This is a genomic window from Streptomyces iranensis (genome assembly GCF_017874715.1).
GTDB classification, from domain to species: Bacteria; Actinomycetota; Actinomycetes; order Streptomycetales; family Streptomycetaceae; genus Streptomyces; species Streptomyces iranensis.
Window position 1 is genome coordinate 45,736 of the sequence record NZ_JAGGLR010000041.1, and the last position, 23,646, is coordinate 69,381.

The 23,646-nt window shown below is 72.5% G+C and carries 14 protein-coding genes; 5 read left to right on the forward strand and 9 right to left on the reverse strand.

From position 1 onward, the window contains the following. Positions 1 to 40: 40 nt before the first annotated feature. The 7 genes from J2Z30_RS46945 to J2Z30_RS46975 form a co-directional block, all read right to left on the reverse strand. Positions 41 to 1,240 carry a L,D-transpeptidase gene (locus J2Z30_RS46945; RefSeq protein ID WP_044572092.1) on the reverse strand — a complete coding sequence of 400 codons (1,200 nt, stop codon included), beginning with the start codon at positions 1,238 to 1,240 and terminating at the stop codon, positions 41 to 43. A 53-nt stretch (positions 1,241 to 1,293) separates the two neighbouring features. Then, positions 1,294 to 2,133: a hypothetical protein gene (locus J2Z30_RS46950; protein ID WP_044572090.1), complete on the reverse strand. Its 840-nt coding sequence runs from the start codon at positions 2,131 to 2,133 to the stop codon at positions 1,294 to 1,296. Continuing rightward, a complete protein-coding gene (locus J2Z30_RS46955; RefSeq protein WP_044572088.1) occupies positions 2,126 to 2,725 on the reverse strand; it encodes a SigE family RNA polymerase sigma factor in 600 nt (199 codons plus the stop codon). Before J2Z30_RS46955 ends, J2Z30_RS46950 begins: the two co-directional genes overlap by 8 nt. A 65-nt stretch (positions 2,726 to 2,790) precedes the next feature. Beyond that, positions 2,791 to 4,788, reverse strand: coding sequence for a PrsW family intramembrane metalloprotease (locus tag J2Z30_RS46960; protein ID WP_372453417.1), 1,998 nt, complete (start codon positions 4,786 to 4,788; stop codon positions 2,791 to 2,793). Positions 4,789 to 4,850: 62 nt separating this feature from the next. Continuing rightward, complete coding sequence (trmB, locus tag J2Z30_RS46965; protein ID WP_245389284.1) at positions 4,851 to 5,591, reverse strand: tRNA (guanosine(46)-N7)-methyltransferase TrmB; 741 nt, start codon at positions 5,589 to 5,591, stop codon at positions 4,851 to 4,853. A 556-nt stretch (positions 5,592 to 6,147) separates the two neighbouring features. Next, on the reverse strand, positions 6,148 to 7,362 hold the full coding sequence (gene lhgD / locus J2Z30_RS46970; protein ID WP_044572080.1) for an L-2-hydroxyglutarate dehydrogenase: 1,215 nt from the start codon (positions 7,360 to 7,362) through the stop codon (positions 6,148 to 6,150). A 327-nt stretch (positions 7,363 to 7,689) separates the two neighbouring features. Next, positions 7,690 to 9,153 (reverse strand): NsdA family TPR-like regulatory protein, encoded by a 1,464-nt coding sequence (locus J2Z30_RS46975; protein WP_044572078.1) that lies wholly within the window; start codon positions 9,151 to 9,153, stop codon positions 7,690 to 7,692. Positions 9,154 to 10,135: 982 nt separating this feature from the next. Between J2Z30_RS46975 and J2Z30_RS46980 the strand changes: the two genes are divergently transcribed. Together J2Z30_RS46980 and J2Z30_RS46985 are read left to right on the forward strand one after the other, a co-directional pair. Continuing rightward, positions 10,136 to 12,223, forward strand: a complete 2,088-nt coding sequence (locus tag J2Z30_RS46980; RefSeq protein WP_078956749.1) for an asparagine synthase-related protein — start codon at positions 10,136 to 10,138, stop codon at positions 12,221 to 12,223. Between the two features lie 353 nt (positions 12,224 to 12,576). Continuing rightward, positions 12,577 to 16,431, forward strand: coding sequence for an AfsR/SARP family transcriptional regulator (locus J2Z30_RS46985; protein WP_044572076.1), 3,855 nt, complete (start codon positions 12,577 to 12,579; stop codon positions 16,429 to 16,431). 231 nt (positions 16,432 to 16,662) lie between these two features. On the opposite strand, the gene J2Z30_RS46990 is transcribed toward J2Z30_RS46985, so the two are convergent. Further along, entirely contained in the window at positions 16,663 to 17,388 is a 726-nt protein-coding gene (locus tag J2Z30_RS46990; protein ID WP_044572074.1) for a TetR/AcrR family transcriptional regulator, read from the reverse strand. A 321-nt stretch (positions 17,389 to 17,709) separates the two neighbouring features. Here J2Z30_RS46990 and J2Z30_RS46995 point away from each other — a divergent pair, with 321 nt between their 5' ends. Both J2Z30_RS46995 and J2Z30_RS47000 read left to right on the forward strand, forming a co-directional pair. After that, complete coding sequence (locus J2Z30_RS46995; protein WP_044572072.1) at positions 17,710 to 19,065, forward strand: NAD(P)/FAD-dependent oxidoreductase; 1,356 nt, start codon at positions 17,710 to 17,712, stop codon at positions 19,063 to 19,065. Positions 19,066 to 19,300: 235 nt separating this feature from the next. Then, on the forward strand, positions 19,301 to 21,283 hold the full coding sequence (locus J2Z30_RS47000) for an ATP-binding SpoIIE family protein phosphatase (protein WP_044572069.1): 1,983 nt from the start codon (positions 19,301 to 19,303) through the stop codon (positions 21,281 to 21,283). A gap of 152 nt (positions 21,284 to 21,435) precedes the next feature. On the opposite strand, the gene J2Z30_RS47005 is transcribed toward J2Z30_RS47000, so the two are convergent. Next, positions 21,436 to 22,746 carry an MFS transporter gene (locus J2Z30_RS47005; RefSeq protein WP_044572068.1) on the reverse strand — a complete coding sequence of 437 codons (1,311 nt, stop codon included), beginning with the start codon at positions 22,744 to 22,746 and terminating at the stop codon, positions 21,436 to 21,438. Positions 22,747 to 22,905: 159 nt separating this feature from the next. Between J2Z30_RS47005 and J2Z30_RS47010 the strand changes: the two genes are divergently transcribed. Next, positions 22,906 to 23,457, forward strand: a complete 552-nt coding sequence (locus tag J2Z30_RS47010) for a MarR family winged helix-turn-helix transcriptional regulator (RefSeq protein WP_044572066.1) — start codon at positions 22,906 to 22,908, stop codon at positions 23,455 to 23,457. The last annotated feature ends 189 nt before the right edge of the window (positions 23,458 to 23,646 follow it).

Below are 23,646 nucleotides of genomic sequence, written 5' to 3' on the forward strand. Positions count from 1 at the left end.
CGCGCCCTGCTGGCGCGGGTGCCCGCAGGTGCGTGGGGGCTCAGTGCAGGGCGCTGAGCTTTTGCCAGGAGGGGTAGGGGAGGTTCCAGTCGCCGAAGCCGTTGCCGGTGGAGACTGTGGCGCGGGTGGAGCCCGTTATCTCGACGATGTCGCCTCGGGTGGCGCGGTTGTAGAACCACTTGCCGTCGGCGAGGGACATGCCGACGCAGCCGTGGCTCTGGTTGGACTGGCCGAAGTAGCCGAGGCCCTCGTTCCAGGGGGCGGCGTGGGCGTAGGTGCCCGAGGTGGTGAGGTGGACGGCCCAGGGGACGTCCTTGTTGTAAGGGTCGGCTATGCCGACGGACTCGCTGGTCATGTTGACCATGGGGGCTTTGTCGAGGACGACCATGGTGCCGTTCCAGGTGGGGTAGGAGGGCTGGCCGGCGGATATCGGGATGGTCTTCTGCTTCTGGCCGTCCTCGTAGACGGTCATCGTGTGGTTCTTGATGTCGACCTTGGAGATCCGGGGCGTGCCGATGGTGAAGGTTGTCGCGACATCGCGACGGAGGTAGCGGGAGTCGCCGGTGTTCACGCCGCTGAGGCGGGCGCGGAGGGTGACCTTGGTGCCCTTGTGCCAGTAGGTCTTGGGGCGCCAGTCGACGCGCTCGATACCGGTGAGGGGGTCCTTGACCCAGCCCCAGGAGCCTTCGACCTTCGGGCTGGTGGAGATGGAGAGGCTGCGCTCCACCGCTGCCTTGTTCGGCACCGGGTGGTCGAAGGCCAGGGAGACCGGCTGGCCCACGCCGACGGTGGCGTCCTTGGACGGGGTGACGGTGACGCCGTTGATCTGCTGGGCGGCGCGGGTGCGGAAGGTGGAGTGCTGGACGGCGGACTTGCCGGCGGCGTTGGTGGCCGTGGCCTCGACGGTGTAGGTGGTGCCCGGGGTCATGGTGCGGTTGGAGCGCCAGCTGGTCTTGGAGTGGGAGAGGGCGCCGGTCACCGTGACGGCCTGGGAGCCGGCGCCGTCGGGGGCGATGCGGACCTTGGTGAGGGTGCCGTGGGAGGCGGTCACCTTGACCGGGGCGTCGGGGGCTATCGCCGCCGAGTCGCTGCCCGGGGTGATGGTGATCCGGGCGGGCTTGGCGTCGGCCGGGTCCACCGAGGCGGATTTCGACGCCGACTGGCATCCGGCGAGCAGGGCGACGGCGATGGCGGGCACCGTGAGGGTGCGCAGGGAACGTAGGGAACGTAGGGAGAGCACAGAAGACCTCTTGCGGGAGTCGTGAGGGGCGGTGGTGGGTGGGGAGGAGTGGGTCAGCAACGCCTCTTCACCTCCTCGGGGTTGGCCCGGTACGGGCCGGGGGAGGCGGTGGCGGCGGGATCGAGGCGCCACAGCGAGACCGATATGCAGTAGGCGGAGGGGCCGTCGGTGTATTCGCCGGACGGGCTGCCGATCCCTCCGGCCTGCAGGACCCCGACCCGGGCGCCCGAGCGCATCAGGACGACCTGGGCGTCATGCGGTGCGCGGGACGGGTGCCAGCCGTAGGTCATGGTGGTCGGCTCGTCGGCCGCGAGCTTGGGTGACGAGGTGGTGCCCAGCGCCTTGGGGCGGGCGCATCGGTCCTTCAGCGTCTCCTCGAGGGAGACGAAGACCATCGCGGCCTCGCCGTCGCTCGCATAGGCGTTGATGGTGTGCCGCGCCTGCTCCGCCTTGTGGCCCTGATAGTCGCGGGTGCGCTGGGCGAGGGGGCGCGGACCGTCGAGGCGGCAGCTGGGGGAGAAGTCGAGCAGCGGTGCCCGGCCGTTGTCGGTGGAGGTGGTGGAGTCGGCCGTCTTCCAGCGCACCATCGCGTCGAACGGCAGCGCCGAGGGGCGAAGAAGGGCGCTCGCGGGGATCGGCGCCCCCGGGACGCGGTCCGTTCGCGGGGTGGGCGGGGCCGCCGGGAGCGTACGGGTGGAGTCGTCGCCCGGCAGCAGCCGCCAGGAGCCCGCGGTCACGGCGGCCACCGCCAGGACGGCCGCGGCGGCGATCGTGGTGCGCTGCCGTGCCCGGCGCCGACGGCCGCGCGCACGCACGGCTTCCGGGCCCGCCAGACGTATGGAGGGCTCGACATCGCGAGCGATATCGCGCAGGCGCTCGTCCAGATCAGCCATGGGAGGGCACCTCCTTGGGGTGGCAGACGGGCGGATGGGGGGACGGTGCTGGTGTCGGTGTCGGTGTCGGTGTCGGTGCCTCGGCGTCCGCATCGGCTTCGGCTTCGGCGAGATGGGAGCCGAGGGCCTTGCGGGCACGGCTCAGCCGGGTGCGCACGGCGCCGGGGGAGACGCCCGTCTCCCGGGCCACCTGCTCAATGGGCAGATCGAGAAGGTGGTGCAGGACCACGGCCGTACGCTGCTCGGGCTTCAGCCCGCGCAGGGCATGGACCAGCGCCACTCGGTCCGGGGCGAGATCGGGGAGATCGGGGGGCGGACCATGGCGGAAGTGGGCCCGCATGCGGTTACGGGCGCGGCGCCAGGAGCTGACGGCGAGGCGCAGGGCGACGGTGCGCACCCACGGCGTGGGATCACCCTCGGCGGTCAGCCGGTCCCAGCGCTGCCACGCCCTGGCATACGCCTCCTGTACCGCGTCCTCGGCCTCGGCGAGATCGCCCGTCGCCGCATAGACCACGGCCACGAGCCGCTTTGCCGTAACCGTATAGAACTGGTCGAAATCGGATGGTGTGGATGAAGGTGATGGTCCTGACATGAATCCCCCGCGCCCCCGCGTGCTCCCCGCTTCTATGTAGGAACACGTCCGAAAGGGGCGGGAGGTTACAGACGACTTTCGGGGCCGCCGGATCCGTACGGCACGGGGGAGGTGTGAGGCGTCGCCGAATTCGCGTGCGGCTGCGGGCTCCGCGGTAGTTGCGGGGTCTGCGATGGCCGCTGGGTCTGCAGGGGTTGCGGGGTCTGCGGTGGTTGCGGCGTTCGCGGTGGCTGCGGGCCGTGCGGGGGAGGGGCGCCCCACGGTGCGTAGGTGGGGTGGGGCGCGTACTGCGCCTGGGCGCCGGAGCCGGGGTCGTGGCCGGACCCGGGGCTCCCGTGGCCGGTGCCGGGTCCGGGGCTGCCGTGGCCGGTGCCGGATCCGGTGCCGCCATAGCCGTAGCCGGACGCGCGGCTTCCGTAGCCGTAGCCGTACCCCTGACCGCTTCCGTAGCCGTATGCGTACCCGCCGCCGTACGGCCCCGCGGGCCAGAACGGTGCGGGCATCGTCCCCGGGGCCGGCCGGGGTACGCGGCGCGGCCGGGGGAGCGGCACCGACAGCGCCGCGTGGGCCAGGGCGGGCTGGGCCGTCTCCCGCCGCTCCCACAGCCGGTCCAGCAGTTCCTTCTCGCGCGCGGTGAAGTCCGGCCCCGCCGTACCCCGGTACGCGCGCCGCCGCAGCAGGGCCAGCGAGGTCGCGAAGGCGGTGTACTCGCCGACCGTACGGGCCGCCACCGCGCCGTGGGTGCGGCGGGCGAGGTCGCGGGCGATCCCGCGGGCGCGCATCGAGGACAGTGCGAGCGGCTCGGGCGGGGTGAGCCAGCCGGCCGTCTGGTAGGCGGTGAGCTGCTCCCGTATCGCGCGCAGCTCCTTGGTGCGGGACCAGATCGTCAGCCAGGTCAGCAGCCCGAACACCGGGACCATGAACAGGGCGTAGACGATGAGGAAGCCGTAGCCGCCGAGGGTCGCCGAGCCGTTCCAGACGCCGTGCAGGACCATCGCCGTCAGCAGCATCGCGATCGGTATGAGGACGCGGCGGACGCGCTGGTGCCGCGCCGCCGCGGCGGCTATGCCGAAGCCCACACCCGTCATCGAGGTGAAGAGGGGATGCGCGAAGGGGGACATTACGGCGCGGATGAAGAAGGTCGCGGCCGTGGTCGACCGGATGCCGGAGTAGCCGAGCGTCTGGTCGCTGACGAAGGCCGAGCCGAGATAGAGGATGTTCTCGGTGAAGGCGAAACCGGTGGCGGTGATTCCGGCGACGACGACCCCGTCGACCAGCCCGTTGAAGTCACGGCGGCGGAAGAGGAAGAGCAGCAGGACGGCGGCCGCTTTGGCGCTCTCCTCCACGAACGGCGCGATGAAGGTGGCGCCCCAGGTGTCGGCGTCGGCCTGGCCGGTCGGGGACGAGGAGTCCACGGTCGTCATGAGCCACTCGGTGGCGAAGCCGTTGGCTATCAGCGCGACCAGCGTCGCCGCGCACGCCCCCCAGGCGAAGGCGAACAAAAGGTTTCGCCAGGGCTTGGGGTCCACGCGGTCCAGCCACCGGAAGACCGCGATGATCAGCGGCACGGGGAGGACGGCGAGGCCGAGCCCCACCAGGAAGCCCTTGGTGCCCGTCTGCTCGCGCACCAGCGCCAGGATGATCAGGCCGGAGAGCGAGAGCAGACCGGTGAGCGCGGTGGCCCTGAGCGCCTTGTTGTGCCAGACGCGGGCGAGGCGGCCGCCCGGACCCCACAGCCGCTGGCGGGGCGGTTGCGGCCAGCCCGCCGGTGCGGCGCCGGTGTGGAACCACGGGTGCTGGTCACCGTACGGAGAGCCGTAGGGCGTGCCGTACGGGGCGTCCGCGTGCGGGGCGTCCGCGTGCGGGGTGCCGGCGTGCTTGGCGTCGGCGTGCGGCGCTGACTGTGTCGCTTCGAACGGTGCGTCCCCGTGCGGGGCGTCGTCCTGCGGTGTCCCGTGCGGCGCGCCGTGTGGTGCGTCGTGCCGCGCTCCTTGCGGCGCCTCGTACGGCGGCGTGGCCGGTCGTGGTTCGGGCGGCTCTTGCGGGGGCGGGGACTGATGCACTCAACCGACCCTAACGAAAGGGGGAGGGGGACTCAGGGGTTATGCCCATCCCCTTGGGGTCGTTATGTGTCGTTGCGGCGGAAGATCAGGTCATGGACGAGGTGTCCCTTGTCCAGCCCCTGGCCCTCGAACTTGGTGAGCGGCCGGAAGTCCGGGCGCGGGGTGTAGCCCCCATCGGCCTGGGAGTTGTCGAAGGCGGGGCTCGTGGAGAGGACCTCCAGCATCTGCTCCGCGTACGGCTCCCAGTCGGTCGCGCAGTGCAGCAGCGCACCGGGCTTCAGCCGGGTGGCGGCGAGTTCGATGAACTCGGGCTGGATGAGGCGGCGCTTGTGGTGCCGCTTCTTGGGCCAGGGGTCGGGGAAGAAGACCCGCAGCCCGGAGAGCGAGGCGGGGGCCAGCATCTCGCGGAGCAGGATGATCGCGTCGCCGTTGGCGACTCGGATGTTGTCCAGGCCGCTCCGTTCCGCGAGCGCGAGCAGATTGCCCTGGCCGGGGGTGTGGACGTCGGCGGCGAGGATGCCCGTGCCGGGGTCGGCGGCGGCCATCTGCGCGGTGGCCTCCCCCATGCCGAAGCCGATCTCCAGGATGACGGGGAGGTCCGGGCGCGGGCCCGCCTCTGTGGCGAACAACTCACCGAGGTCGATACGGCTCAGCCCGTCGATGTCCAGGCCCCACTGCGGCCACAGGCGGCGCAGCGCCTCGCCCTGGCCCGGGGTCACCCGGCCGCGGCGGGGGCGGAAGGAGCGGATGCGGCGCTCGTGATGTGAGCCCGCCGGGTCGGCCACGGGGCCGCCGGGGAACATCGGCTCGCTGCGGTCACGGGGGGCGGGCAGAGCGCGCTCCACGTGGGAATCGGGGGCGGTGGGCTTCTCGGACACAGTGCTTCGATTCTACGGGCGGGGGCGGGGGCGGGGAGGCTCGGCCGTGCCGACCCGGTGGGGGTGGGTGACCGGGTCCTGCCCGTGCCCCGGTGGTTGGGCTCGTCCGTGCCCTGGCGGTTGGGTTCGTCCGTACGGCCGCGGCTCGGTTCGGCCCGTACGGTCGCGGGGCTTGGTTCCACCGTACGGTGGCGGTTGGGCTCGGACCGTACGGACGTGGCGGGCACCGGCCCGTACCTCGGCAACGCTCTCCGGCCGTACGGCGGCGGTGCGGCCCGGCCCGTACCTTGGCGATGGGGCCCGGCCCGTACCTCGGCGGTGCGGCCCGGCCCGTACGGTGGAGATCCCCGGCCCGTTCGGTGGCGATCCCTGGCCCGTACGGCCGCGGCAGGCCCCGACCCCGACCCCTACCTTGGCGACGGCTCCGGCCCTACAGCGGCGGTGGACCCCGGCCCCTACCCCCTCAACCCCTCCCGCTCCGTCACCCCGTCCGCAGGGTCTCCAGCACTCGGCGGGCGACCTCGCGGCCGATCGGCAGGGAGGCCGTGGCCGCGGGCGACGGGGCGTTGAGCACATGGACGATCCCGGGCGACTGCGAGATGAGGAAGTCGTCCACCAGCGTGCCGTCCGGCAGCACCGCCTGTGCGCGCACGCCCGCCGGGGCCGCTATCAGGTCGTCGGCCGTCACATCCGGCAGCAGGCGGCGCACGGCGTCGGTGAAGGCGCGCTTGGACAGGGAACGACGCAGCTCACCCGCCCCGTACCGCCAGTGGCGGCGGGCGATCCGCCAGGAGCCCGGATACGCCAATGTGCCGGCCAGCTCCTGCGGGCGCACCGTATGCCAGGCGTACCCCTCGCGGGCCAGGGCCGGCACCGCGTTGGGCCCGATGTGGACGCCGCCGTCGATGCCGCGGGTCAGATGGACGCCGAGGAACGGGAACGCCGGGTCGGGCACCGGGTACACCAGACCGTTCACCAGCGAGGCGCGGGAGGGCACCAGCTCGTAGTACTCACCGCGGAAGGGCACGATCCGCATGCCTGGGTCGTCGCCCGCCAGCCGGGCGACGCGGTCGCAGTGCAGACCCGCGCAGTTGACCAGGGCCCGCGCGCGCAGCACCGTGCCGTCCGCCGTGCGCACCGCGACCGCGGAGGGGCGCCGGCCGATGGTGCGCACCTGCGACCCGTACCGCACCGAGGCGCCCGCGTCCTGGGCCAGCCGGGCCAGCCGGGCCGCCACCGCGCCGAAGTCGCAGACGCCCGTCGTGCCGACATGGATCGCGGCGAGGCCGCGCACCCATGGTTCGTACTCCGCGATCTGGGCGGGGCCCAGCTCGCGCACCGGAATGCCGTTCTCCCTGCCGCGCTGGACGAGGCCGTGGAGCCTCGGCAGCTCGGAACGCTCCGTGGCGACGATGAGCTTGCCGGTGACCTCGTGCGGGATGCCGTGCTCGGCGCAGAACTTCACCATCTCCGCCGCGCCGCGCACCGCGAACCGCGCCTTGAGCGACCCCGGCCGGTAGTAGATACCGCTGTGGATCACGCCGCTGTTCCGCCCGGTCTGGTGGCGGGCCGGGCCCGCTTCCTTCTCGAGCACGGTCACGCGGGTGCCGGGCGCGGCGCGCGTGATCGCATACGCCGTCGACATGCCGACGATCCCGCCCCCGATCACCAGCACGTCGCAGTCCAACGCCGTCACGCCATGTCACCTCCCCACGCGCCACACCGTCCAGTCGCCCGACCGTCGATCCCTATCATGACCTGCGCCACTGACAACGGCCCGAAACCCATGTGAGGACTAGGGCCTGGGCTAGGTCCATCGGCCATATGGATCGATTCATGTCGAATCGGCCATTTCGGGCGGCTCGCCTCTGAATCGCTTATTCCGGGCTGCTCTCACCTCGCCGCTCATCCCCGGCCGTTCACCACTCATCGCGGCCGCTCGCCCCCGCTCTCATGCCGCTCGCCCCCGCCCTCATGCCGCTCGCGTCCGGTCCCATGCTGCTCGCCCCCGCTCCCATGCCGCTCACGCCGGGGTCACCAGCAGCGGCCGGGCCTGCTCGCGCAGCTCGGCGACGCGCGGCTCGTCGCGGTACGCCTCAAGGCGCTGCATCAGGTCGCGTACGTACTCAGTGGTGCGCGCGGACGAGATCCGGTTGGCGACCTCCACGGCACGGGCGCCCGCCGCACAGGCCGCGTCCAGATTGCCGGACTCCAGTTCAGCGACGGCGGACACCACGAGCCGCAGCCCGTGCGACCGTACGAACTCCTCCGTCGGCCGGGCCAGCGCCTGCTCGGTGAAGCGCCGCACCTGGCGCGGCAGCCGGAGATCGCGATAGCACTCGGCGGCGTCGGCCGCGAACCGCTCATGGCTGTAGAAGTCGAGCCAGGACGGATCGGGGTCGCCCGCCCGCGAGCGCTCCAGCCAGCCTTCCGCGGACTTCAGGGCCGCCCCGCAGGCGGGCCCGTCCCCGGACTTGGCCTGGGCGCGCGCCTCCACGAGCCGGAAGAAGCTCATGGTGCGTGCGGTGGCCAGGCCGCGGTTGCGCTCCAGGGCGGCCTGGGCCAGGTCCACGCCCTCGTCGGCGAAGCCGCGATAGGTGGCCTGAAGGCTCATCGACGCCAGCACATAGCCGCCCAGGGGGACGTCGGCCGCTGCGCGGGCGAGGCGCAGCGCCTGGATGTAGTACCGCTGTGCGGCCTCCTGTTGGCCGGTGTCGAAGGCCATCCACCCGGCGAGCCGGGTCAGTTCGGCGGTGGCGCCGAAGAGGGAGCGGCCGACCTCGTCGCTGTACGAGCCGAGCAGCAGGGGAGCCGCGTCCACCCGGAGGCACTCGGGAACCATGGAGGAACGCCAGTCGCCGCCGCCGTACTTGGAGTCCCAGCGGCGCGCGTCCTCGGCGGCCTCGCGCAACTTGGTGACGTCACTGTGGCCGACGCGCTGCGGCGGTATGGCGTCCGGCGCCGCCGTGCCCGTGGTGCTCGCGGCGGTGGTTCCGTCCTCGGCGTCCTTGGGCTCGCGGGCCACCGAACTGTCGGCGGGGGATATGAGCCAGCGCGAGGCCGGGGTGGCGTATGCGCTTACTGAGAAAGATCCGGCCAGGCTCTGCCAAATGCCGACGCCACCGCGCCGACCCGCGAGATCCAGCCGGTAGAGCTCGGTCGCGGAGCGGACGGCCTGGCCGATGTCGCGCGGGAAGGCAAGCCCGACCTCGGGGGCCGGATCGGCATCGGCCAGGCCGATTTCGTGCAGGGGGACGGGGCGGCCGAGTTTGCTCCCGATCGCAGCCGCAATGAGGTGTGGCGCGGCGCCTTGGGGCACCATGCCCTTGGACACCCAGCGCGCGACGGACGTCTTGTCGTAGCGAAGCGTCAGGCCACGCTGGGCGCCGAGGTCGTTGACTCTGCGCGCGAGCCCGGCATTGCTGATCCCAGCGAGGGCGAGAACGGTGCCGAGCTTTTCGTTCGGCCCGCGTGGCTCCCTGGACATGCGCACCCCTCGACAGCACCGACGGCCGCCCCGGCATAAGCGCGGGACATTCGTAAACCCAGCGTAGTTCGCCGCATCCCGACCGTTAAGAGGTGGTGTCCCGGATGGCGAGATTCTTGTACGAACGGGCGTGCGGGGCGTGACGTGTGCTCCCGGTGTGTGTGGCTGTGCGCCCGTGTGTGCGCTCTGTCTCAGTCGCGGCGGGGACGTTTCGATGGGTCCTGCGTGGGTCGGCCCGCTGTACTGGATCCAGTGGGCTGGGGGACGCCGCCGCCTCATTCCCCGCGGGTGGCGGAACGGTCCGGGAGGCGAATGCCGCCTCCCGGACTGTCGTGTCGGGAGGCGCGAGAGGCGGAAGTCGAGTCCCTACAGGTCGTCCGCAAGACCAACGAGAGCGCCACGGCAATTTGGCTGAATATTGCCCCTCACGGCCGGGCTCCCGCGTCGGGCCGGGGAGGGGGAGGCCCGACGCGGGAAGCCCTCTTCCGCGTAGAGCGCGCCCGGATTCGGCATGGATTCCGCCTAGTTCTCCCTCGGAGCGGTGAACCACCTAGCACATGCCGCGGATGTCGCCGCGCGTGGTGGCCGCCGCGGCACGAGGCGGTAAGGCCCCCGTGTGATCTGCGGATTGGCGCTCGGGCGGCGCTCTTTCCGTGCGCCCCTTCGTGCGCCTTTTGTGCGCCGCTCCGCACACTCGTCGATGCCCTTGCGCTCTTGTGCGCCCCAATCGTGGCAGCATGGGCCATGGCGGAACGGTGGGTCGCTACCGGCGGTGGTTCCCTCGGCGGGCTCCTTACGGATGCCTTCGTGAGAGGTGCCACCCCCTGGGATCAACTCTGCGATTCCTGCGGTCATCTGTGGTCACAGGACATCCAGGAGATCCATGTTGTTGTCCGGTTCGATGCCGAAACCGTCAACATGCTGTGCATGATGGCACCTACTTCTTGGTTGCCCTGGATGCCCACAGCCTGTGGAGGCGGCGATGCGGTGGTTGGTGGGGTGGAGCAGTACCGCATCCGGCCCGGTCTCCTCGGAGGGCCGTGCGATCCAGCCGGTCGGTGCCCAACTCCTGTGGTCCGACCCCGATCCGCTGTGGGCGGTCGGCGACTGGCGGCCCGATGAAGTACGCGTGGTCCAGACCGACCCCTTCACCCGCCTCGCCGTCTTCGGCTGCTGCGGCGCCTCCGACGAGGAGCTGCGGGTGGGACTGTTCGCCGCCCGCGGCGGCGCCCTGCGCCATCTGACCGCCTGGCCCGGCAGCTACACGGCCGTGGCCCAGGCCGGCCGCCGCGTCACCATCGTCGGCGACCTCGCGGGCGCCCGGCCCGTCTTCCACACCGACTGGGGCGGCGGCACCGCCTACGCCACGGCCGCGCTCCCGCTCGCCGACCTCATCGAGGCCCAGCTCGACGTCGGCCACCTCGGCGCGCTGCTCGCCTGCCCCGACTCCCCGGAGGCCATGGGCGACGGCACGCCCTATATGGGCGTCAGACGCGTGCCCCCGGGCCATGCGCTGATCCTGCGCGACGGCGCCCGCGACATCACCGGCTACGAGCCCACCGCGTCCCTCGCCGTCGCCGCGCCCCCACTCGACCAGGACAAGGCCGTGGACGCGGTCCGGGACGCCCTCGTGGAGGCCGTACGGGCCCGGCTCACCGCCCCGCGCCACGCCCCCGAGACCGATGACCTCGACCCCGGCCCGGTGCCCGGCATGGGGCCCGCCGAACGGCGGGCCGCCCGCGGCGCGCCGGCCCCCGGCCTCGGCGCCGATCTGTCCGGAGGCAGCGCCTCCGCCACGCTCGCCCTGCTCGCCGCCGGTCTCCCCGGAATGCCCGGGACCCTCTTCGGGCACGGCACCGAGGCGGGCGAGCGGCTCCTGGCCGTCACCTTCAACGACCTCGCCACGGCGGGCGGCGCCCGCACCCGCGAGGCCGAACTCGAACGGGCCGGAGCCATCGCCGCCAATCCACGGCTGCACCATGTGGTCGTCGCCGCGGGCGAGGACGCCCTGCCGTACGCGGGCCTCGACACCGGCGCCCTTACCGACGAACCCGGCCCCTCCCTCGTCATCGCCGAACGCCACCGGCGCCGGCTCGCCGCGGGCAGCGCCGACCACTTCATCGGGCACGGCGCCCGCCAGGTGCTCGACGCCCACCCCGCGCGCCTCGCGGACCTGCTGCTCGACCGCCGCAGACGCCATCTGCTGCGCCCCGCAACGGCGCTCGCCAAGGCCGACGGCCCCTCCGCGCAGTCCTTCTTCGTGCCCTTCACGGTCTACCGGGCCGCCCGACGGCTGGCCCGCACCTCCTACCGCGACGGCGTCCAGGAGGCCGCCGCGCGCCTTATGGAGCGCCACTTCATCGACGAACAGGCGCTACACGGCCCCGGCGCCGTATCCGCCTCCCTCGCCGCCCTGACGTGGTGCCGCCCCGGGCCCGCCGCCCGCTGGCTCACCGGGGAGACGCTCGCCGAGGTGTCCGTACGGCTGGAGGAAGCGGCCGTGCGCCCCGTGCTGCTGCGCCGCCCGGGGGAGCGCCGCGCCGACGCCGCCCTCGCCCGCTACGCGGCGGACCACCGCGTCTTCGAGCAGGCCGCCGAGATCCGCAGCCAGCGCCTGCACGCGCCCTTCCTCGACAACCAGGTGGTACGGGCCTGCCGTGCGCTCCCCGAAGCGCTTCGGGTGCAACCGGGGGCGCGCGCCGCGGTGCTGCGTTCGGTCCTCGCCGGAGCGGGCATCCGGGAGCTTCCCCCCGGCTGGGGCGCCACCTCCCACGCCGCCCACACCGCCGCCGTACGGACCGGCATGCGCACCTGGACGGGCGAGCTGATGACCCTCTTCGACGCGCCGCTGCTGGCCGACGCGGGCCTGATCGAGGCCCGTGTCGTCCGTAAGGCGCTGCGCGCCGCCGCGCAGGGGGAGCGGCTGCCCCTGGACGGCCTGGCCGAGCTCGTCTCCACCGAAGTCTGGCTGCGGCGCCTGCTGGCCCGCCGCGGCACCTGCTGGACGGGCACGGCGGCGCCACGCCAGCGGGCCGTGGCGGGCGGAGTGGTGCCGCGGCCGAGCCTGTGACGGCTTCCGCACCGAGGCGGCACGAGGCCGCCTTGTGACATCTCGCCCCGGGGAGCCCTACGGGACATGGCCCCTCACGCCCAGGGAGCCGGGGTGTTCGCCCCTCACGCCCAGGGAATGGGGGTGTTCGCCCTGCGTGCTCAGGGAGCCGGGGTGTTCGCCCTTGGCACCCAGGGAGCCGGGGTGCTTGCCGGGCGCCGGAACTCGGCGTTCTCACGGGAAGCCAGAAGCCGCCGTTCTTACGGCGGACGGGAAGCCGGTGTCCTTACGGCGGACGAAAACGAATGGACCCCTCCGCCGCCGCTCCGCACCATCTCCCCAGCGGCAATCCGCAACCTAGGAGAATGGCCCCTGTGCGGTATCTGATCCTCGGCACCACCGAAGCGCGCGACGACCACGGCGACCCGCTCCCCCTCGGCGGCCCCCGGATCCGCGCGCTGCTCGCCGCGCTCGCCGTAAGGGCCGCACGCACCGCCCCGGCCTCGGTCGACGCCCTGATCGACGAGGTGTGGGCCGACGACCCTCCGCATGACGCGCCCGCCGCGCTCCAGGCGCTCGTCGGCCGGTTGCGCCGGGCCATCGGCAGGGACGCCGTCGTCTCCTCACCCGGCGGCTACCGCCTCGCGACCGCCGCGCCCCAGGACGACGTCGACCTGTTGCGTTTCGAACGGCTGACGAACGAGGGCATACGCGCCCTGGACGCCGACGACCTCGAGACGGCCGCCGCCACCCTCCGTAAGGCGCTCGCCCTGTGGCGCGGCCCGGCCCTCGCCGACCTGCCGGACCGGGACGCTGCCGCCGCCCGCCCCGAGGCGCTCCGGCTGACCGCGCTGCATCGCCGGATCGACGCGGACCTCGCCCTCGACCGCCCTACGGATGTCATACCGGAGCTGCGCGAGCTCGTCGCGGACCATCCGCTCGACGAGACGTTCCATGCCCAGCTGATCCGCGCGCTGCGGGCGGCCGGTCACTCCGCCGATGCCCTCGCGGCGTACGAGGACGTCCGCAGGATCCTCGCCGACCGCCTCGGCACCGACCCGGGAACCGAGCTCAAGGAGCTCCACAGACGGCTGCTGACGACGGACGCCGAGTCGGCCCAAGAGCGTCGCGGCTGGGGGCCCACCGCGCAGGCCGCTCCGCCGAGGGCCGACGGCCATGAGGGGAGCGGGGACGTGACCTGGGCGGACGGCACCGCGATCGACGGCCGCAGGGCGGCCGGGGGCGCGTTCGACGGGCGGGCCGGGGGCGCGTTTGACGGGCGGGCCGGGGGCGGAAGAACCGACGGCGGGGCCGCAAGCCGCGTCGACGGCCGGGAGGCGGGCCCGCGCACCGCCGTGCCGCCTCTGCCGCATGGCAACCTCAGGGCCCGCCTCACCAGCTTCGTCGGCCGTCAGAAAGAGATCGGCGACATCCTCCGCGACCTGGAGGGCGCCCGGCTGGTCACCCTTACCGGCCCCGGCGGCTCCGGTAAGACCCGGCTCTCCGAGGAGGCCGCCGGGGCCGTGACGGACGGCTATCCGGACGGCGTCTGGATAGCCGAACTCGCCCCGCTCGACCAGCCCTCCGCCGTCCCCGGCGCCGTCCTGAGCGCGGTCGGCCGCCGCGAGACCATGCTGCTCGCCTCCGGTCTTGAGAGCCGCACCACGGGCGTGGACGGCGGGGATCCGACGAGTCGGCTCGTCGAGTACTGCGCCGACCGCAGACTGCTGCTCCTGCTCGACAACTGCGAGCACGTCATCGACACCGCGGCCCGGCTCACCGAGACCCTGCTCGCGCACTGCCCGGGGGTGACCGTGCTCGCCACCAGCCGGGAGCCGCTCGGGGTGCCCGGCGAGACCGTAAGGCCGGTGGAACCGCTGCCGCCCGCCCCCGCCCACCAGCTGTTCGCCGAGCGCGCCGCCACCGTACGGCCCGGCTTCGACCCGGCGGCGGAACCGGACACGGCGGCCGCGGTCGCGGAGATCTGCCGCCGCCTGGACGGTCTGCCGCTGGCGATCGAGCTGGCCGCGGCGCGGCTGCGGCTGCTGACCCCACGCCAGATCGCGGACCGGCTTGACGACCGCTTCCGCCTGCTGACCAGCGGCAGCAGAACCGCGCTGCCCCGCCAGCAGACCTTGCGAGCCGTCGTCGAGTGGTCCTGGGACCTCCTCGACGCGCGCGAGCGCACTGTGCTGCGCCGCGCGTCGGTCTTCGCGGGCGGGTGGACCCTGTCCGCGGCCGAGGCGGTGTGCGCGGACGCCCCGCCCGGCGCGAGTGCCCTTACGGACGGCACGGGTCACACGGACGGTACGGACGCCGACGGCGTCATCCAGGACGGCGTCGGCGTCCGTGACGTCCTTACGGACGCCATGGCGAGCACGCCGGAGCCGGGTGACACGGTTGCGTACGCCGAGACGCGCGCCCCGACGCGCTCTCATCCGCGCCCCCAGGCCAGGATCGCGCCCGCCGAGGTGCTGGAACTGCTCGGGGCGCTGGTCGACAAGTCGCTGCTGATCGTCGACCATCCGTCGCACGGTGCGGCGGCGGAGCACTCCGGCCCGGCGGGCGGCGAGCCCCGCTACCGGATGCTGGAGACCATCAGCGAGTACGTCGGCGAGCGCGCCACCGAGGACGCCGCGGCCCGCGCCGACAACAAGGCCGCCATGGCCCGTCACACCGCCCACTTCCGGGACTTCATCCGCACTGCCGAGCCCCGTCTGCGCTCCGCCGGACAACTGCCCTGGCTGCGCCTCGTCGAGACCGACCTCGACAACATCCGGGCAGCGCTGCACCGCTCCCTGACCACTGCGGACGAGCGCACCGTCTTCGCGCTCATCCGCGACTTGGCATGGTTCTGGTGGCTGCGCAACTACCGGGACGAGGGCGCCGCATGGGTCGGCCGTGCCCTGGCCCTGGAGAGCCGCCCCCATGGCACGGATGGCGAGGCGGACCGGGCACCGGGCGGCGGCCATCCCCTCGACCAGTTCCCGCTCATCCCGGCCCGAGTACCGGACGGCGAGGACGGCATCGACGAGGAAGCCACCCGGTACTGGCAGTTCATGGACCTGCGGCTGCTGCTCTTCTTCCTGCTCGCCGAGCAGGGCACCGGCCCGGATCCGAGCGACCCCGAGATCCGGGACGCCGCCATACGCATGCGCGACGCCTACGCGAACCATCCAGGGCCCCGCAGCGCGTCTTTCCCCGGTCTGTTGTGGCCCTTCGCGGCCTTCGTCATCCAGGGCTTCAGCGGCGAGATGCTGCCGCTCATGGACCAGACCGTGGCCCACTGCCGGACCCACGGCGACGACTGGGCACTCGGCGTCTCGCTGATGTACCGCACCCACATGGCCATCGACATGCCGGGCGGTGTCGAGAGCGCCGGCGACGATCTGGCAGAGCTGCGTGAGCTGGCCGCCCGCGTCGGCGACCGCTGGATGCTCGCCCAGGTGGAGGGCGCGCGCGGCGAGATTGCCACCCATCGCGGCCGGTTCGGGGAGGCGAGGGCCGCCTACGAGAGGGCAACGCGGCTCGCGCAGGAGCTCGGCGCCCACACCGAGGTGCCGTTCCTCTATACCCGCCTCGCCGACCTCGCCGTCCACGAGAGGGATGTTGACGGCGCGCTGTGGCTGGTGGAGCGCTCCGAGGAGGAGGCGGAGCGCTGCGGCACCCAGGACGTGCTGGCCTTCAACGACATCGTGCGCAGCGAGGCCCAGCTGGTACGCGGTGATCTGGCGCGGGCCAGGACGTATTGCGACGCCGCGCGACAGCGTGCGCTGCGCGGCACCTCGCCACCGCAGTTCTGGGTCGTGGCCAACGGTCTGGATGCCCGTATCACCGGCCTGGAGGGCGATCTGGTCGGCGGACTGCGCAAGCTGCGGAAGACGCTGAGCGAGGGCCTCGCGGTGAACTCCATGGAGCTGCTGTTGGCCCATCAAGCGGAGTCGGCGGCCGAGCTCCTGGCGGGCTGCGGTCACGAGCGGCTCGCCGCGCGGTTGCTGGGCGCCGCCGACGGCTGGCGCGGTCGGCTGCCGCGCTCACCGCTGGTGGCCGAGGACGTCGGCGCGACCGCGGCGCGTGCGAGCGGAGCGCTGGGCCAGGACGCGGTGGAGAAGCTGCGCACCGAGAGTACGACCCTGACCCCCGAGCAGGCCCTCTGTCTGCTCGACGAGGCGCTGAGCTCTCTCGACGATGCCGATGCCACTGATGCCACTGACGCCGCCGTTGACTAGGCCGACCCGGCCGCAACCGCCGACCGGGCCGCAACCGCCAACGTGGCCCCCAAAGCCGCCGACCGGGGCGCCGCACCGCCGCCCGCCCGCTGATGCGAACACGAGCAGCAGGCGCGATGCCCCGGCCGACCATCACATGTCGTCACTCATACGGAGGAGGCGAGACGCGCCGCCCACCCCCTGAAACGGCGCGCGAAGACGAGAACGTGTCTCGCTCCGGGGCCGACGGCATCACCCCATGGGGCGTGACCGCAGCCCGTCCAGCAGGATGTCCAGCAGCCGGGCCGAGGCCGCCGCCTGCTGTGCCGCGTCCGGCAGCGAGGGCGCCGCCGTGGCGATCACCAGCAGCACATCGGCGACCGTGACATCCGGGCGAAGCTCACCCGCGGCCCGTGCCCGCTCCACCAGCTGCCCGACGACCTCCAGCAGCGCCGCGGCGCCCGCGTCGTCCGGCTCGTCCTCAGCGACCATCGGCCGCTCGACCAGCCGGAGCTCCGGCTGAGCCGGTGCGGCTAACGCCGCCTGCCGCTGCTGCGGCAGCCGGATCTCGGTTTCCACGTCGACCCCGACCCGCAGCACCTGCGGCGGAAGCAGCCGGCCCGCGCCGGACGCCACCGAAGTACGCAGGAACCGGGCCAGCGCCGACCACGGCTCGTTCTCCTGACCCAGCGCCGCTCGGGCCTGATCGGTCAGCCTTGCCGTCTCCTCCTCGGCTATCCGGCGCACCAGCACGTCCTTACTGGGGAACCGCCGATAGACGGTGCCCACCCCTACCCGCGCCCGGCGCGCCACGTCTTCCATCGGAGCCCCGTACCCCAGCTCACCGAAGACCTCGCGCGCCGCCCGCAGCACGTGCTCCAGATTGCGCTGCGCGTCCACGCGCAGCGGTGTGTTCCGTCCGCCGTTTCCGTCCGACGACGCGACGGCTGCGGACCATGACGAACCCTGAAGGTGCATAAGTGATCCCCCGGTAATGATGTCTCCCCCCGGAGACTCCCCGCCCAGACTGTCGAGGCAGTCACAACCCCGACGAAGTACGAACATAGTTGAGCGCAGGTCAAGAAAGAAGAGGGTAGCTCGGGACAGAACGCCCCCCGATCAGAGCAGCAGACCACCTCTTTCCGGCTATCAGCCCGCTTGCCCCCACCTATCCCGGGGCTGACCTGCGGACATTTCGTACGTGTAGCCGATTCCGCGACTCGGGGCCGAGCGAGCCGTCCGGTCACACAATTCGTCGGGCCTGTGGACAAACCGCGGTCGCGCGTGCCTCATGGGAGGGTGAAGGAACCAGCGCGCATTCTCGTTGTCGGTGGTGGCTACGTCGGGATGTACGCCGCGCTGCGCCTCCAGCGAAAGCTGAAGCGGGAGCTGAGGCACGGCGGGGTGCAGGTCATCGTGGTAGACCCCGAGCCGTATATGACCTACCAGCCGTTCCTGCCCGAGGCGGCGGCCGGATCGATCTCGCCCCGCCACGTGGTGGTGCCGTTGCGGCGGGTCCTGCCCGACTGCACGGTCGTCATCGGCGAGGCCACCGCGATCCACCACGGCAAACGCACCGCGACCGTGAGAACCCTCGCCACGGAGGAAGAGGGCACCGGCACGGTCGACATCCACTACGACGAGCTGGTACTGGCCCCCGGATCCGTGTCCCGCGCCCTCCCGGTCCCCGGCCTCGCCGAGTTCGGCATCGGCTTCAAGACCGTCGAGGAGGCCATCGGTCTGCGCAATCACGTACTCGAACAGCTGGACATCGCCTCCTCGACCCGGGACCCGGACGTTCGCGACGCGGCGCTGACCTTCGTCTTCGTCGGCGGCGGTTACGCGGGCGTCGAGGCGCTCGGCGAGCTGGAGGACATGGCCCGGTACGCCGTCCGCTACTACCACAACATCGCCCCCGAAGACCTGAAGTGGATCCTCGTCGAGGCCACCGACCGGATCCTTCCGGAGGTCGGCGAGGAGATGGGCAAGTACGCCGTCCGGGAGCTGCGCGGCCGCAATATCGACGTCCGGCTGGAGACCCGCCTGGACTCCTGCGTCGACCGGATCGCCGCACTGAGTGACGGCTCGCGCTTCCCCACTCGCACGCTCGTGTGGACCGCGGGCGTCAAACCGCACCCGATCCTCGCCTCCACCGATCTGCCCCTGAACGAGCGCGGCCGGCTCAAATGCACCGCGGCCCTCCAGGTTGACGGCGTGGAGCACGCCTGGTCGGCCGGGGACGCCGCGTCGGTGCCCGACCTGACGGCCGACCGGCCCGGTGCGGAGTGCGCCCCCAACGCACAGCACGCAGTGCGCCAGGCCAAGGTCCTCGCCGAGAACGTGTCCGCCGCGCTCGCGGGCCAGCAGCTCACGGACTACGAGCACAAGTACGCGGGCTCCGTGGCCTCCCTGGGGCTTCACAGAGGCGTCGCACACGTCTACGGGCGCAAGTTGAAGGGCTACCCGGCGTGGTTCATGCACCGCGTCTACCACCTCAGCCGGGTGCCGACGTTCAACCGTAAGGCACGCGTGCTGGCCGAATGGATTCTGTCGGGGCTGTTCAAACGCGAGATCGTCTCGCTGGGATCGCTGGAGAACCCGCGCGCCGAGTTCAAACTCGCCGCGGACACCGGTCGCCATCCCGGGGCCAGTTGAGCCGATCGGGGCGGAGCCGGGAACTCCCCTCCCGCGATCGGCGTCTCACGGATGTCAGTCCGGTCGGCCACACTGGTCGTGTGACCATGGGTGGGCTCGTATCTGCAAAGAGTGACAATCGCGAGGATTCGGAAGTTTGCTGCATTCCCCTGGGGGTCGTCCCCCGTACCCGCACCCATCTCCCCGATCCCGCGCCGGCGCGCCGCTCAGCCACCACCCCACGAGGTAATCCGCAGTGAACTTCACGCGCTGGAGCGCCCGGCTCCCCCGAACCCAGCGACGCATCGCCGCCAGGGCAGACCGCGGTGCGCGGCGGCCGAAGCCCGCGGCCACCGCGGGCGGCGGCTCCGTCCCGGCGGCCCGGGGCGAGAGCGCCGACCCTTCGGGGCGCGGTGAGCCTCCCGCCGCCCCGCCCGACGCCGCGCCGCCCGCCACCGTCCCGACCCTCGACGGACTGTCCGCCCATGACCTCCTCGGCCAGGTGCCGGCGCTGGTCGCGGTGGTCTACGGTCCCGAGCACCGCATCGCCTACCTCAACGACACCTATGTCGAGCTCTTCGGCTCCCGGACCCCCGGCGCACCCGCCGGTCAGGCCCTGCCCGAGCTGAAGGAGCTGGGGCTGCTGCCGCTCATGGACCAGGTCCTGCGCAGCGGCAAGCCCCGTACGGTCAAGTCCCGGCGGGTGCCCGCGGGCGGCCCGGCGACCACACCCGGGCCGCGGCAGGAGGGCGCGGCCCCCGGCCCCGGCCGGTCCCGCCACGGCTACTACACCTTCACCTGCTCCCCGATCGAGATGGCCGCGCCGAAGGTCGTCGCCCCGGCGCGGCCGGCGGACGAGCGGGCGGGGGAAGGGGGCGTGGACGGATCGCCGGTGGACGGAACGTCCGTGGACGGGACGCCGGTGGACGGCTCGGTCCGGGAAGGCGTCGTCCGTAAGGCCGTCGCCGTGCCGGAGGCGGTCGCCACCGCGACCGTCCCCGCCGACACCGACACCGACACCGACACCGACACCGACACCGAGCCGGTCCGCGGCGTGCTGGTCTTCGGCGCCGACGTCACCGACCAGGTCGAATCCGCGGAGCGGCTGCGCGCCAGTGAGCGCCTCCAGCGTGAGGCGGCCGTCACCCTCCAGCGCAGCCTCCTCCCCCAGGGGCTGGAGCAGCCAGACGATCTGCGGGTGGCCGCCACCTACCAGCCGGGCGGCACGGACGCGGCGGTGGGCGGCGACTGGTACGACGTCATCACCCTGGGCGCCGGCCGCACCGCCCTCGTCATCGGCGACGTCATGGGCCGCGGTGTGCGGGCGGCCGCCGTCATGGGCCAGCTGCGTACCGCCGTCCGTGCCTACGCCCGGCTCGACCTCCCGCCGCACGAGGTGCTGCAACTCCTCGACGGCCTGGCCGCCGAGATCGACCCCCACCAGATCGCTACGTGCGTCTACGCCGTCCACGACCCAAACGAGAACCGCCTCGTCTACGCCTCCGCGGGCCATCTGCCGATCCTGGTCCGCGACCCGGACGGCACCGTGCGCCGCGCCTCCGAGCCCACCGGACCGCCCCTCGGCACCGGAGGTTGGCTGCACACCACCGGCTCGGTCCAACTCGGCCCCGGGGCGAGCGCGGTCCTCTACACCGACGGACTGGTCGAGCGGCGGGACAAGGACATCTACGACGGAGTGGCCGCGCTCGAGCGCGTCTTCGCGGGCGCGACCGGCTCGCCCCAGGTGATGTGCGACCGCCTCATCAGGGCCCTGGGCATCACCGCGGAGCACGACGACGATGTGGCGGTGCTGGTCCTCCAGCACCCCGCCCGTACGGGACATGACGCGGAGCTCTTCCACAACGCCGCGCTGGAGCTCCTCGGCGGGGTGGAGGCCGCACCGCGTGCCCGTGCCTTCGCTTCAGGGGTCCTCGCAAGCTGGCGCTTCCCCATGGAGCTGCGCGATCTGGGCGTGCTCGCCGCCAGCGAGCTCGTCGCCAACTCCCTCCAGCACGGCACACCACCCATGCGGCTCCGGCTGCGCCGCACCGACCGCCGCCTGATCATCGAGGTGACGGACGGCGATGAGCATCTGCCGCGCCGTCGCCGGGCCGAACCGGTGGACGAGGCCGGACGCGGTATCTCGATCGTCGCGACCATCGCCTCGGCCTGGGGCTCACGCCGCACACCGGGCGGCGGCAAGGCGGTGTGGTGCGAGTTCGCCCTGCCGACGGGCTAGCTCCACGGGGTCCGGCAGCACGGGCCTGAGCGGGGACACGACCGTCCCCGACCGACAGATCGCCCTGGCCTCCGACCGACAGATCGCCCTGGCGCGGCGGAGCCGACTGGCTCCTTCGCCGCGCCAGGGCGATGGCGGAGTGGACGGGCGGCTCAGGCCGCGGTGGTCACCTCGTCCGACGAGGCCGCCCGCGGCGCGGGCACCGCGGCCCCGGCGACCGCCCGCAGCGGATTGTCCTGCTCGGCCGTGAGCCGCCTGCCGAGCATCAGCGCGAGCGCGGTGATACCGAGCGAGCAGACGATCAGCGTCACGATGTACGCCCCATACAGCCCGGCGCCTGCCATCAGCCCGCCGGCCGCCGGGCCCACCGCCAGGGCCAGCTGCTTGACCAGCGCGAACGCCGAGTTGTACTGACCGAGTGCCGACGGCGGCGCCAGATCGGCGACCAGCGGCGCGACGGTCGGCGACAGCATCGCCTCACCGAGCCCGAAGAGCGCGTACGCCGAGATGATCGCGGTGACGCCGACGGCCTGGCTCCCGGGTATCAGCCCGGCGGTCCCGGCGGCGCACCACGCCACCGTCCAGACCAGCCCGACCAGCGCCATCACCCGGCTACGCCGCCGCAGCTCGACCAGCTTGAGCACGACGAACTGCGCCAGCACGATCGCCGCCGTGTTCGCGGCCAGGGCGATGCCCAGCATCGACGGCGATATCCGGGCGACGTCCACCGCGAACGCCGACAGCCCGGACTCGAACTGGCCGTAGCAGGCGAAGAACATCACGAAGCCCAGCACGCACAGCTGCATCATGGCGCGGTGGCCGAGCAGGGCGCGCCAGCCGCCGGAGCCGCCGAGCCGCTCATCGACGGTCGGCACCGGGTCGTCGAACACCGGCGTCCGCTCCAGCCTTACGGTTGCCACCGCCGCGCCGAGCACCAGGAACATCACCGCGTCGATCGCGAAGAGCCGCACAAAGCTCGAGGCGGCGGAGGTGTCCACCAACAGCCCACCGAGCAGCCCACCGAGGCCGAGGCCCAGATTGCCGAGGAAGAACTGGGTGGCGAAGGCCCGCGACCGGGTGATCGGCGTCGAGCACCAGACGATCAGCGTGGCCAGCGCCGGCTGTATGGCCGCTATGCCCGCGCCCAGCACTCCGGCCGCGGCGATCACCAGCGGCTCGCTCGCGGCCAGGCCGAGCCCCATGGATCCGACAGCGGCGGCGACCGCGCCCGCGACGGCAACGGACAGCGGCCCTCGTCGGTCGATCACCCGACCGATGAAGGGCAGCACGGCAAGCGCGGCCACGGCGAACGTCGCGAGCACCATGCCCGCGGTATTCGAACCGAGGTCCCGCACCTGCGCCACATAGACGAAGAGGAACGGGACCGTGAAGCCGTTGCCGAACGCGCTCAGCGCGTTGCCCAGCTGGATACGGCGCAGCGCTGCGCCCATCGCGGTGGTCACACTCACCTACCTAGGTCGAGGAGGGTCAAAGGACAACGGGCCTGACCTGGGGGTCAGCCCGGAGGATCGATGCCTGAAGACTTCGAAGCTAAACTTCAATGCTTAAGAGTACAGACCGAAGGACTTCAGCGCCAACGAGTTTCGTGTCATACTCTTCACATGGCGGAGACCCCCGACCCGGACGACCTGCTGAGCCTCGAAGAGCAGATCGCGGCCTACCAGCGCGAGTTCCAGGCCCTGGATCCTCAGGTGGAGCAGGTCGTCAGCGCGCTCAGCCGGCTCACCCGGCGAATGAACGTCGCCTACGGCCGCCAGTCGGCCACGCTGGGGATCAGCAACTCCGAGTGGGAAGTCCTCAAGGTGCTCGTCCTCTCCGGGGCTCCCTACCGCCTGGGACCCGGTGACCTGGCCAAGAAGCTGGGCCTCACCCCCGCCGCCATGACTCACCGCATCGATCGCATGGTGAACGAGGGCCTGGTCACTCGTGAGCGTGATGCGGACAACCGGGTGCGCGTCATCGTGGAGCTGACCCCGGACGGCCGGGAGAAGTGGGTCGATGCGATGCGCCAGGCCACGGTCTTCGAAGCGGACCTTCTCCAGGACCTCTCCAGCGAGGAGCGCGGAGCCCTCGGCGAGATGCTGACCCGCGTGCTGCGCCGGGTGGAGGAGGACCAGCCCGACGCCGAGGGACGGCTGAGCGACCTCGACTGAGGCATTTGGCCTAGCCGAGGTTGACACGGGTCCGGGCGATCCGTAATGTACTCCGAGCTGCCACGGAGCCGTAACGGTTCTCTGGGCAGCACTTGAGCCGCACCGGCGGCAAACCACTACTGCACGGCCCCTCATCGGGATGGATTTCGGCATGCCGGAATTCGGACCGGGGAACTCGATTATGAGCAT

Coding starts and splice junctions, on each gene's coding strand:
- J2Z30_RS46950 (WP_044572090.1), bottom strand. CDS start 2,133: ATGGCTGATCTGGACGAGCGCCTGCGCGATATCGCTCGCGATGTCGAG.
- J2Z30_RS46955 (WP_044572088.1), bottom strand. CDS start 2,725: ATGTCAGGACCATCACCTTCATCCACACCATCCGATTTCGACCAGTTC.
- trmB (WP_245389284.1), bottom strand. CDS start 5,591: ATGTTCCCCGGCGGCCCCGTGGCCGACCCGGCGGGCTCACATCACGAG.
- J2Z30_RS46975 (WP_044572078.1), bottom strand. CDS start 9,153: ATGTCCAGGGAGCCACGCGGGCCGAACGAAAAGCTCGGCACCGTTCTC.
- J2Z30_RS46980 (WP_078956749.1), top strand. CDS start 10,136: ATGCGGTGGTTGGTGGGGTGGAGCAGTACCGCATCCGGCCCGGTCTCC.
- J2Z30_RS46990 (WP_044572074.1), bottom strand. CDS start 17,388: ATGCACCTTCAGGGTTCGTCATGGTCCGCAGCCGTCGCGTCGTCGGAC.
- J2Z30_RS47010 (WP_044572066.1), top strand. CDS start 22,906: ATGGCGGAGACCCCCGACCCGGACGACCTGCTGAGCCTCGAAGAGCAG.